This is a genomic window from Caloranaerobacter azorensis DSM 13643 (assembly GCF_900129995.1).
GTDB classification, from domain to species: domain Bacteria; phylum Bacillota; class Clostridia; order Tissierellales; family Thermohalobacteraceae; genus Caloranaerobacter; species Caloranaerobacter azorensis.
Window position 1 is genome coordinate 1 of sequence record NZ_FQXO01000069.1, and the last position, 12,057, is coordinate 12,057.

A 12,057-nucleotide genomic window follows, 5' to 3' on the forward strand; every position below is an offset into this window, starting at 1 on the left:
GAGGTTCTCCATACCTTAGACGAGCCATATGGATGGCTGCTACAGTTGCTGCATTTAATGACCCTGTTTTAAATAATTATTACAACAAGAAAAGGTCTGAAGGTAAACATCATTTAACTGCCATAGGAGCTGTCGCTCGAAAGTTAACCTATATAATTTATGCTGTAATGCGTGACAATAAAGAATACACTCCAATGGCTTAATTAAATATGAATAATTATCCTTCGGGTTATTAAAACTAATAACCTCTTTTTGTCATGCCTATTTTTAGTTGTTTAATTATAATACTTTTTTTCGATTTTGTTACTTGACATTTAATAGCTGGTCTTTTTTAATAAATCTTAAAGTACCTTCTAAATCTCCAGTCCCAACCAATTTGATTTTACCAACCTTATTTTGTCTAACAATAACCTGTCCAGCCATATAAGTCGCATAAGGATCGATACATATAATTCCTTTTAATTCTCTATTATTTATAACCATATCTTCTATGACTTTATAGGTATTGACTCTCTTTGTATCAATATAACGTGTATCTACAATTGATACGCCTTCATGTCTTGAAACTTCCCCATATATTCCTGTAAGCATAAAACTATTTTCCTCACTATTCATTACGATGCCTATATCTCCTCTATCACCTATCGCATTAATTAACTTTTTGGCAAGTACTATTCCCGTATAATAGTTATTTGTGCCTATAAAAGCATCCCTTTTACTCTTCAAAACATCAACATCTAAAGTTATAAAAGGTATTTTTTTGTCTACTGAACAAGTTATAATGTTTTCATATTTCTGCTCGTTTAATGTGTAAGAAATAATTCCATCAGGAGAAGATTCTATAGCTCTATCGATTAAATCTAAATGATTATCCATATCAAAATAATTTTCTTTTAATATACTCAATGTTACGTTATATTTTTCAGCTGCTCTTTTTGCACCATCTGCTACTTTATTCCAAAATAAATCATCCTCTTTTAACACGAGAATAAAATGGTATTTACCCTCTTTTATAAAATCAGAATCTTGATTTTTCAAAGTTAAATAGTAGCACTTTATTAGAGATGTTAAACTCATAAAAACTATTACTAATGATAATAATATGAAAATGATTATAAAATATCTTCTCATAACATCCTCCAGAATATATACTAAAGACCCTGAAAAGTATCAGGGCCTATTAAAATCCTTCTATAGTCTTATTATATCATTCATTATATTTATTTGCTTTTCTTTTTAGTGTATATATCAACAAAAACTGCCACTACTAATATAATTCCTTTTACTATTAGCTGCCAATAAGCCTCTGTATTTAATATACTCATACCATTATCTATTGAAGCCATAACTAAAGCTCCTAATACGGCACCAAGTACAGTACCTTCACCGCCTAATAATGAAGTTCCTCCGATAACACATGAAGCAACAGCATCTAATTCAAAACCATTACCTGCATCAGTTGTTGCTGTTCCTAACCTAGCAGTTAATAAAATACCTGCTACAGAAGCCATAAGCCCTGATATTATAAATATTTGAAGCGTTCTTCTCTTAATATTTATACCTGAAAGCTTCGCAGCTTCTTTATTACCACCTATTGCAAATACCTGTCTACCAAATCTAGTTTTTGTCGTTACAAAATTCAAAACAAGTGCAAGTGCTAATACTATCATGATAGGTACAGGTATTCCCTTATATGAATTCATAACTAAAACGAATAACATTATAGATATTACGTATACTGCTAAATATATTAATTCCATTGCTAACGGTTTTACTTTAAATCCAAATTTAATTCTATCTTTTCTCTTTTTGAAAGTACTCAATATTATTACTATACAAGCAATAACTCCTAGCACAAGTCCGATAGACTTAGGCAAATATGCAGTTCCTAAAAATCTAAAAGAAGCCTGGCTTACTGGTATAGACTCTCCTCTTGTAAGCCCCATTATAGCCCCTCTATATGCAAGCATTCCTCCCAATGATGCTATAAAAGCTGGTACTCCTGCATTAACCCAAGAACCTGTTATTGCTCCTAATACTGCTCCTAATAACAGTGTCAAAATTACCGCTAAGAATGGATTTAAACCTACTTTATACATTAATAGCGCAGCAACTCCACCTGTCAAACCAACTAATGAACCAAGTGATAAGTCTATATGCAAATCTACTAATATCATAAACATACCCATAGCTAATACAGCAGTTACGGCCATCTGTCTGAATAGGTTTGATAGGTTTCTAGGTGTTAAAAACGTTCCACTCTTATCTAGAAACGAAAACAGTACCCATATAGCTACAAGCGCTATCACCATTGTATACTTTCTTATATTTACACGCCTTTTTTCTTTTTTCTTTGTTAGAATATCATTCATTTCTTGCACGACTCCTTCCTGTTGCATAATACATGATCTCTTCTTGCGTAACATTTTTATTTTCAAGTTCTCCCTTAATCTTACCCTCATGCATTACCAATATTCTATCTGACATTCCTAATATCTCTGGAAGTTCCGATGAAATCATAACTACAGCTACACCATTTTCGACTAATTTATTCATAATATTATATATTTCATACTTAGCACCTACATCTATACCTCTTGTAGGCTCATCTAAAAACAATACTCTAGGATTAGTCATCAGCCATTTAGCCAAAACTACTTTCTGCTGATTTCCTCCAGATAGATTACCAACCTTCTGCTCTAACGACGGAGTTTTTACCTTTAATTCCTCTACATATTTTTTTGAATATAATATCTCTTTGTTTTCATCCAGTATACCTTTCGTCATTACTTTATCTAATGCCGCTAACGTAGTATTCATCATAATACTTTGATCTAAAATAAGCCCATTACCTTTTCTGTCCTCGGTAACCAACGCTAAACCATATCTTATTGCATCACTTGGAGATTTTATTTCGATTTTTTTACCGTCTAAAAATATTTCTCCTTCAACTAATTTATCATAAGCACCAAAAATACCCATGACTAACTCTGTTCTACCTGCTCCTACTAATCCAGAAATACCTAGTATCTCTCCCTTTTTGACTTTAAAAGACACATTATCAACAAGTTTTCTATAAGGCATATTAGGATCATAAACTGTAAAATTCTTTACTTCTAAAATAACTTCTTCTCCTTTATGAGAAACTTTAGGATATCTTTCAGTTAGTTCTCTACCAACCATACCCTTAATAATAGTATCTTCATCTAATTCTTCAATAGAATGAGTACTTATAGTCTGCCCGTCTCTTAGTATAGTAACTGTATCCGCTATCTGAAAAATCTCTTCTAATTTATGAGTAATTATTATGAAAGTTATTCCTTTTTTCTTAAGTTCTTTAATTATTCTAAAAAGTGTTTCTACTTCTGTTTCAGTCAAAGCCGCTGTCGGTTCATCAAGAATTAGAACCTCAACATCTTTAGATAAAGCCTTCGCTATTTCAACTAACTGCTGTTTCCCTACACCTAACGCCCCTACTTTAGTTACAGGATTTATATCAATTCCTAATCTATTTAATAACTCTTTTGCCATATAATTTAATTTATCATCATCTATAGTAGTGCCTCCAAATTTCAAAGGCTCATTAGCTAAATAAATATTTTCGGCTACCGTCATTTGAGGAACTAATGCAAGTTCTTGATATACTATTGCTATCTTCTTTCTCTCTGAATCTTTTATACCATAAAATTTCTGAACTTCACCCTTTAAAACTATATCGCCTTTATAAGTGCCGTATGGATATACTCCACTTAAAATCTTCATAAGAGTAGATTTCCCAGCCCCATTTTCTCCGCACAGTGCATGTACTTCTCCTCTTTTTACTTTAAAGTTAACATTATCTAATGCTTTGACTCCAGGAAATTCTTTAGTAATTCCTCTCATCTCCAAAATATATTCGCTCATATTTAAGGACACCTCCAAAATAGAAAAGAAAAACTGTAAACACTTTAATCTTTTGTAATTAGAAAAGAGGTTAATAACATAACCTCTTTTATTTTTTTAATTATTTCTGCTTTGGTCTTTGGTCTTCAGGTATATTTTTGTATACTTCTTCATATGGATGATATCCATCTTTAATGATAGTATCCATCATGTTGTTTTTATCAACTACTATTGGCTCAAGAAGCACTGATGGAACATCTATTTTACCGTTATTTACAGTACCATTAGTCTCAACTTTCTCTTTTTTAGCTAATTTAATAGCAACGTCTAATGCTGTTTCAGCTAATTTTGGTATTGGTTTATAAACAGTCATTGTCTGCATACCCTCAACAATTCTTTGACAAGCTGCTAATTCTGCGTCCTGTCCAGTTACAGGCACTTTTCCTGCTAATTGCTGTTCTGATAATGCAGATATTGCACCACCAGCCGTACCGTCATTAGCACAAATTACTGCATCAATTTTATTTTTATTAGCTGTTAAAGCGTTTTCCATATGCTTTTGTGCTTCTGAAGGCTGCCAATCTTTAGACATTTGGTCATATACTAATTTTATATCTCCCTTTTCAATGAGTGGTTTTAAGACATTCATTGCACCTTTTCTGAATAAGTGTGCATTATTATCTGTTGGAGCACCACCTATATAAACATAATTTCCTTTTGGTACTAATTTAGTTACATATTCAGCTTGTAATTCTCCAACTTTCTCATTATCAAAAGATACATAAACATCAACATCTGAATTTTTAATTAATCTATCATATGAAAGAACTGGTATACCTTCTTCATGTGCTGCTTCAACAATAGTCGCCGCAACTTCAGCATTATGAGGTGCAACCATAAGTACATCTACACCTTGTGAAATTAAGTTCTCAGCTTGTGCAATTTGCTTATTATCATCTCCATTAGCTGCTTGGATTAAAATTTTAACTCCTAATTCTTTAGCTCTTGCCATTAAAGTATCTCTATCTTTTTGCCATCTTTCTTCTTTTAATGTATCCATTGAAAATCCTATTACTATTTCATCATCTTTGCCACCTTTATTCGCATCTGATGGCTTATTTGTAGTACCACCCGAACATCCCGCAAAAATACCTGTAGTTAAAACTAAAACCCCAACAAGAGCTGTAGCTCTCTTAAGTTTTTTTAATATCATCTAATCCCCTCCTCAATATTTTGAAAATGTTTTCCTAGTGATTAATATTATAGCATGGTATATCTGCAAATATTTGTCCAGTTTCTTCAGAATAAAGCTGATATTAATTTTTCAAAAAATAATTTCTTAACTTTTTTGGCTTATCAATTAATACAACAACAAAAAAAGTAAGGATATTATAACTTTTCTCTTTTGAGTAACATTAATTTCCATTATAAATATTATATTAATTAAAAGAGCTTCAATCTATGGGAGGAATAATTAGATGTTTCTCACAAAATTATTTAAAAAGAAAGAAATTATACATAAATACGAAATCAATAATGCAATTTTAACACTTGAAAAAAAGATAAAAATACTGAAAAGAGCAAGTAGCAATATGGATACTAGAAAAAAATATATCCTCCAAACCATGGAGGATATAATCGAAATATTTAAAGAAATCGATTATGAAATATATAAAACGAGCTACCGGCTTAAAGATTTCGATAAGGAAACATACTATCATATGTTTATTAACCTCATTTATGAATACTTAAATAACGATAAAAAAAATTTATAAAGACTATCAAAAGACTAAAAAGTTTTGATCTTTCTTTTCAATTAAAGTACACCCAAGCAAGTAAAAAAAATATTATCGTTATATAGCCTAATATTATAATACTGATAACTGCAAAAAGATTAATAAAAATATTAACAATAACATTCCGTATTCTCATTTTTTTATTTTGACTTCTTTTAATGCTTTTTACAAAATAACTGATATAATTAAAATAACTAATGACTAATGCTATTAGCAAAATTAAAAATATTTAAGTTTCTCCAAAATCTTGTACATGGGGAAACTTAAATAAATGTGTTTTATGCTACCTTATCTTATTCATTTTTAGCATAATATACTTCTTTATCAAATTCTCCTTCTGTTTTCGAAACAACTATCGTACAAACTGCATCTCCAGTAATATTTACAACCGTTCTGCACATATCCAATAATCTATCTATTCCCATTATTAATGCAATACCTTCGACTGGTAACCCTACAGATTGAAGTACCATTGATAAAGTAATAAGTCCTACTCCTGGCACACCAGCAGTACCTACTGAAGCTAATGTAGCAGTCAATATTACCGTTAGAAATGCCTGTAATGAAAGGTCAATACCATATACTTGAGAGATAAAAACTACAGCAATTCCCTGCATTATGGCAGTTCCATCCATATTTATTGTCGCACCTAATGGTAATGTAAATGAAGCTATATTTTTAGAAACTCCACATCTTTGTTCCATCGTTTCAATAGTAACCGGCAATGTACCATTACTTGAAGCCGTTGAAAATGCAACACTCATTGCAGGAGCAAAATTCTTTAAAAATTGTATAGGATTTAATTTGCCCAATCCAGCCAATATACCCATATATGTTAAACCTGCATGTATAATAAGTGTTATGATAACAGCTGCCATATACTTTAACAATGGACCCATTGCCTTAAATCCAACAGTTGCAAAAGTATTAGTAATAAGTGCAAAAACTCCATATGGTGCTATCAACATTATTATCATTACCATTTTCATCATTATTTCATTTAAAGAATTAAAAATATCAATAACCGGCTGTGCTTTCTCTCTTATAAGAGCCATAGTTACACCAGTTAGTAATGCAAATACTATTATTTGAAGCATAGTACCATTTGCAAGTGAAGCTATTGGGTTTATAGGAACCATATCGATTACAACATCAACAAATGATTTAGCAGTTCCAATTGTAGGCTCTTTTTTAATTACATTAGATAAATCTAATCCTATACCAGGATCTATTATATTTGCCACAATCAATGCAAGTGTTATTGCAATACATGTAGTTATTAAATAAAAAGCTATAGTTTTAACGCCGACTCTTCCAAGTTTATTTATATCTCCTATAGATGAAGCCCCAACAACTAACGAAATAAATACTAAAGGTACAACTAACATCTTAATAGAATTAATAAAAATTCCACCGACTAATCTTAATATTCCATTAATAATTATTGTATCTTTGATAAAACCTGATGGCAATTTACTTAATATTATTCCGAAAAATACACCAAGTACTAAACCTATTAGTATTTTTTGAGTGAGACTAGTTTTACTCCTCATATGCTTCCCCTCCTTCTATGATGTTAACAGCATATGATAATTATAGCGGGTAGATATCGATAAAATACAAAATAATACAAAAATATACACAGAATTTTCTAAATAATGAATGTCTAATCTGATTAAAATTCACTATACAGTAATAACCCTTCTATAAATTTAAGAACCTTAATTTTGCCTCCCATAGTATTTTTGCCTCTTGCAAGGTCCATCTCTGCTTTTACATCTTCAAAATCGAATAACGTATTTGAATATTTTATAAATGTATCATTCATATTATCTTCTAATCCCAAATTCACAATATTAATCAATGCTTTATTTATTGCTCTTCTGACTCTTTGTTCCATAGCTCTTGGGCTATTACTCAAACTATTACAAATGTCTCTAATCCTAATCTCCGAAGGCTTTAATTTATTTTTAATTATATAATTGCAAATATTGATTATATCTTCACTTCCCTTTTCTCCTAAAATCCCCAATTGACTTAATATAATTCTTATATTTACTTCTCTATCTCTTTTTTCATATCTTTGGCTACTTAGCTCTAACTTGTCAAATATTCGCTTAATCTTATTAAGTATCTTCTCCATTTTTATATTTTCTGAAATGTTTTTTACCACTTTACTTATTTCAACAGTATTAATTGGTTTACTTATAAAAAAGTCAATTCCTGCATTATATGCTCTACTTACTATTTCCTTTGAAGTTTCTTGTGAAATAATAATGATTTTAATACTGCTATTACTACTTTTAATTTTCTTTATTATTTGTATCCCATTTTTATCAGGCATCAACAAATCCATCAAAACGATATCTGGTCTTTTTAAAAGTATTTCATTTAATGCATCATCTGCATCTATTGAATATCCTATTAATTCGCCCAATTTATTATCTTCTATAATATTTTCAATAGCTCTAATCGTATCATAATCATTTTCAATGATGTAAAACTTCATTTTCAACAACCTCCAAATACTTTTTCTAACTATATCATTTAAAATTATTTTATCCAAATACAGAAATATTGTTTACTCTATTTTAAACTGGTATAGTTTTAAATTGTTTTGCCATACTATTACTATAATCTTTTTAGGAGGTAATATAATGGCTGACTACAAAATTCAATTTTGTGAGAATAACTTTAGTTTTGGCACAGATAAAATCATAGAAATGCTAGAAAATGAAATAGATAACAATATCGAAATTAAAGTTGTATCATGTCTTGGATTTTGTGATGACTGCTCAACTTCACCTTTCGCTCTAATAAACGGAGAGATAGTTCAAGCCGATACACCTGAAGAGCTATTTGAAGAGATAAAATCTTATATCTTATAATTTTAATTATTTAACATTATACAACAAATTTAATTATCATCAACTAAAAAAGCCTCTTAGTCAAAATCTAAGAGACTTCTGAAATCTAATTTTTATTTATCAAAATAACAGATGCAATCTCTTTATCAACAGCAACCTGCGTATAACCTACTTGAAATACATAAGATGGAAATGTCTGTATCATCTTTAGCTTCATTCCAGGCAAAATTCCCATCGCCATAAGTTTCCTCAATATAGATTTACTATCTGTATCCAGTTCTGCAATAATACCTTCTTCACCGCTCTTCATTTTAACTGCAGGAATTGTTTTAGAATTACCTTGAGTCTTATCCATTCCTCTTCTTCCTCCATTTCTTGATAAGCTGTATTAATTTAGGCTCTTTAGGTATTTCAAATCCACAATTAGGACATTTATATTTATTACAGCTTTTATTTAAAGGACAGCTCTGGCACCCTCTTTTACTCTCATTCTCATCAAATTCATATCCACAAAAACTACATTTTATCATGCTAACACCCCAAATATACCTAACATCCAGTTGAGCACAAAACCTGCAATGAAAGAGAATATCAATATAAATATACCCATTAAAACAGCAGTTTTTGCACCTCTTTCTTTAATCATCATAGCAAATTGAGCAACACAAGGAACAAATAAAGTCAATGTTGCGGCTGCAACTACAAGCTGTCTAGGAGACAAAATTCCTGCCTGCTGCAAGTCATAAAGCCCCGCCGCTCCATAGTCTCTTCTAAAAAATCCAAAAAGAAATACCGTAGCCACATCATCTGGTAATCCTATCATATTTACAGCAGGTTTAAGCATATTTATTAAAACATCAAATAATCCAGTTATATTCCCAAACCAAATCAAAACACTAGCAAATATAAACAGAGGTACTATTTCAACAAAATACCATTGCATTCTAGTATAAGTCTTCGTCAATATATTTGTCAATTTTGGCAATCTGAGCGGTGGTACTTCCATATAAAAACTTGGTCCTTCTCCCGGCATAATCTTAGAAGTCAAATAACCTATAAACAAAAATACAAATACCATAAATATTATCCAAACTAATAGTGCTTTAGGTTCACCTGACAGTAGTGCCAAAATTACACCTAATTGTGCAGAACATGGTATTGCCAAAGCTAATAATAAAGTGGCGATAATCCTCTCTCTTTTAGTCTCTAGAGTCCTGCTTACCATAGTCGCCATAGTATCGCATCCAAATCCTAAAGTCATAGGTATAACTGCACGGCCATTTAATCCTATTTTTTTGAACACTCTATCTACAAGCATCGCTAATCTTGGTAAATATCCGCTGTCCTCTATAATAGAAAATGCAAAGAAAAATGTTCCGACTATAGGTAAGACAATAGCAGCAGCATATCTAATACCAAGCGTTATTATTCCGTAATCATTAGCGATTAAATCTTGAAGCCATTTCCAAGGTATAACCGAATTTACTATTCCATTAACCCACGGATTTACATATGCTTCAAATATTCGAGTCTCCAAAAAATCTACTACTGTTCCTGCTCCAAATTCACCTACAAACTTATACAATCCAAAATATATAACAAGTAACAATATAGGAATACCTGTAATAGGATTCATAGTTAACTTGCTTAGAAAATTAGATATATTATTTTTATTTTTCTCATCTTTAGTAACAACTTTATTCGTAATATCTTCAATAACTTTTTGTCTAGAAAGAGCTATAACATAACTTAACGGTTTATCATATTTCTCTTTAGTTCTACTAATTATTTCACTTATTTTATCATAATTATTTCTCTCTGTCTCTTTTACTTTCTCAATAATATCCTCATCTTCCTGCAATAACAGTAAAGCCATAGCTCTCTTTGAAAGTACATATTCACCTTTCAAATTATCGATAATATCACTTATTGACTTTTCTATAATTTCATCGTATTTAAAGTTAAGCTGCTGTGACATACCTTCCAATCCTTTCTTTTAGAGTATCTATTCCTTTGTTTAAGGCTGCTATAGTAGGTATAACCGGTATTCCTAAATCTTTTTCTAATTTGGCAACATTTATTTTAAGCCCCATTCTCTCTGCTTCATCCATAATATTCAGAACTAATATAACAGGTAATCCACTCTCTATTAATTGAATAGTTAATGGCAGCATTCTCTGTATATTTTTAGCATCTATAACGTGAATTACAGCTTTAGGGCTTTCTCTAAGCAAAAGCTCCCTCGTTACCTTTTCTTCCTCTGTAATGCACATAAGAGAATACATGCCCGGAGTATCTATTATTTCATATTCTTTATTCCCAATTTTTCCTCTTCCTCTTGAAACCTCAACTGTAGTACCAGGATAATTTGAAACTGTAACATAAGCTCCAGTTAATATATTAAACAATACACTTTTGCCGACATTTGGACTTCCAACTAAAGCAATTTTCTCTAACCCCTGTGTATTCTGATTAACCTCACCATCACAATTATTAATCCCTAATAGCGTAGCAATTAATTTCTTATACCATGGTCTATCTTGACAGTATTCCATATGAAAACCCCCTAAAGTCTATATTGATAATCATTATCAGCCAAAGGTTTAAATTTAGGCCCTCCCGTATTATAAAATACAGGAGAGCTTTTTATATCTTCATAATAAGAACTATTATCAATCTCAATAGCATTATATATCATCATCTCTAACTTTTCAAGTAATATTTCACTGCCATATAATTCATTTTGTATTCATAAAATAATTTAAAACTTCATTTTTAATTTTTATATATTTGTCCATTTCATTTTTGTCATACACATAAAAATCATATTGCGCTATTTGTCCATAATATTTTTTATCCTTAGACATAATTTCACTAAATGAATCTGCTTTTACATTGTACTTATCGATACCACTGTTATGAGCTAATATATATATATCCTTATTTTTATAATATGGGTTATAGTCTAAATATTCAGTGTATCGCCATTTTTTTAAAAATAATATGTATTCATTCCCATCTTTCATCAAACTATATCCATTATATATACGAAAAAAATTATGCTCAAAATTAAATGCCGATGGTTCAAAAATATATATATTAGTACCTACTATGTCTTGACTCCCTTTATATACGGTATTCACCTTAAAAGCCGTAAGGGTAGCCTCATGTAAATACATCCTCTCATTTAATGCTAAACCTCTAACTATTACATCAGAGTCATTTATAAGATCCGAAAGTGACAAATTAATTTCTCTAATACTTCCTCCATCCATTACTCTAAACTTTTCTAAATCAGCAGCTTTTACATCGCTAATATCTATAATAGAGGTACGTACTATAATAGCAGTAAATAAAGCTATTAAAATACTGATAACCATTATCCAAACACATTTTTTATTCATCTTTTATATCACTTCCTTCTCTATATACCCTGCCATTATCTACTTTAAACTTACAATCACAAAGCATATCAATATCCGTTGACTTATATCTATAAAAATCTTATAGAA

At 30.6% G+C, this 12,057-nt stretch carries 13 protein-coding genes and 1 pseudogene; 3 read left to right on the forward strand and 11 right to left on the reverse strand.

Translation table 11 applies throughout. The features are described 5' to 3' along the window. Positions 1-203: pseudogene (locus BUB51_RS09880) on the forward strand (IS110 family transposase); the annotation flags it as partial. Between the two features lie 100 nt (positions 204-303). On the opposite strand, the gene BUB51_RS09885 reads toward BUB51_RS09880, so the two are convergent. The 4 genes from BUB51_RS09885 to xylF all read right to left on the reverse strand — a co-directional run bounded on the left by BUB51_RS09885 (position 304) and on the right by xylF (position 5,095). Further along, positions 304-1,131 (reverse strand): substrate-binding domain-containing protein, encoded by an 828-nt coding sequence (locus tag BUB51_RS09885; RefSeq protein WP_073197458.1) that lies wholly within the window; start codon positions 1,129-1,131, stop codon positions 304-306. An 89-nt stretch (positions 1,132-1,220) separates the two neighbouring features. After that, a complete protein-coding gene (locus BUB51_RS09890) occupies positions 1,221-2,372 on the reverse strand; it encodes a sugar ABC transporter permease (protein ID WP_200791940.1) in 1,152 nt (383 codons plus the stop codon). Next, complete coding sequence (locus tag BUB51_RS09895; RefSeq protein ID WP_073197461.1) at positions 2,365-3,903, reverse strand: xylose ABC transporter ATP-binding protein; 1,539 nt, start codon at positions 3,901-3,903, stop codon at positions 2,365-2,367. The genes BUB51_RS09890 and BUB51_RS09895 overlap by 8 nt, the downstream gene beginning before the upstream one ends. A 100-nt stretch (positions 3,904-4,003) precedes the next feature. Then, positions 4,004-5,095 (reverse strand): D-xylose ABC transporter substrate-binding protein, encoded by a 1,092-nt coding sequence (gene xylF / locus BUB51_RS09900; RefSeq protein WP_073197463.1) that lies wholly within the window; start codon positions 5,093-5,095, stop codon positions 4,004-4,006. Positions 5,096-5,360: 265 nt separating this feature from the next. Here xylF and BUB51_RS09905 point away from each other — a divergent pair, with 265 nt between their 5' ends. Then, positions 5,361-5,657 carry a hypothetical protein gene (locus tag BUB51_RS09905; protein ID WP_073197465.1) on the forward strand — a complete coding sequence of 99 codons (297 nt, stop codon included), beginning with the start codon at positions 5,361-5,363 and terminating at the stop codon, positions 5,655-5,657. 314 nt (positions 5,658-5,971) lie between these two features. Here BUB51_RS09905 and BUB51_RS09910 read toward each other — a convergent pair whose 3' ends face one another. Together BUB51_RS09910 and BUB51_RS09915 are read right to left on the reverse strand one after the other, a co-directional pair. After that, on the reverse strand, positions 5,972-7,231 hold the full coding sequence (locus tag BUB51_RS09910) for a dicarboxylate/amino acid:cation symporter (RefSeq protein ID WP_073197467.1): 1,260 nt from the start codon (positions 7,229-7,231) through the stop codon (positions 5,972-5,974). A 122-nt stretch (positions 7,232-7,353) separates the two neighbouring features. Continuing rightward, a complete protein-coding gene (locus tag BUB51_RS09915) occupies positions 7,354-8,187 on the reverse strand; it encodes a DNA-binding domain-containing protein (protein ID WP_073197469.1) in 834 nt (277 codons plus the stop codon). A 148-nt stretch (positions 8,188-8,335) separates the two neighbouring features. On the opposite strand from BUB51_RS09915, the gene BUB51_RS09920 reads away from it, so the two are divergent. Next, positions 8,336-8,566, forward strand: coding sequence for a DUF1450 domain-containing protein (locus tag BUB51_RS09920; protein ID WP_073197471.1), 231 nt, complete (start codon positions 8,336-8,338; stop codon positions 8,564-8,566). Positions 8,567-8,651: 85 nt separating this feature from the next. Here the strand turns inward: BUB51_RS09920 and BUB51_RS09925 are convergent, their stop codons facing one another. The 5 genes from BUB51_RS09925 to BUB51_RS09940 form a co-directional block, all read right to left on the reverse strand. Beyond that, a complete protein-coding gene (locus BUB51_RS09925) occupies positions 8,652-8,900 on the reverse strand; it encodes a FeoA family protein (protein ID WP_073197472.1) in 249 nt (82 codons plus the stop codon). Next, positions 8,893-9,075 (reverse strand): hypothetical protein, encoded by a 183-nt coding sequence (locus tag BUB51_RS09930; protein WP_035163176.1) that lies wholly within the window; start codon positions 9,073-9,075, stop codon positions 8,893-8,895. Before BUB51_RS09930 ends, BUB51_RS09925 begins: the two co-directional genes overlap by 8 nt. Continuing rightward, positions 9,072-10,523, reverse strand: coding sequence for a ferrous iron transporter B (locus BUB51_RS09935; RefSeq protein WP_200791941.1), 1,452 nt, complete (start codon positions 10,521-10,523; stop codon positions 9,072-9,074). The genes BUB51_RS09930 and BUB51_RS09935 overlap by 4 nt, the downstream gene beginning before the upstream one ends. Next, the gene (locus BUB51_RS13270; protein ID WP_200791942.1) at positions 10,507-11,100 is read right to left on the reverse strand and encodes a FeoB small GTPase domain-containing protein; all 594 of its coding nucleotides are present in this window, start codon (positions 11,098-11,100) and stop codon (positions 10,507-10,509) included. Before BUB51_RS13270 ends, BUB51_RS09935 begins: the two co-directional genes overlap by 17 nt. Positions 11,101-11,283: 183 nt before the next feature. Continuing rightward, entirely contained in the window at positions 11,284-11,949 is a 666-nt protein-coding gene (locus BUB51_RS09940; RefSeq protein ID WP_073197474.1) for a hypothetical protein, read from the reverse strand. Positions 11,950-12,057: the final 108 nt, after the last annotated feature.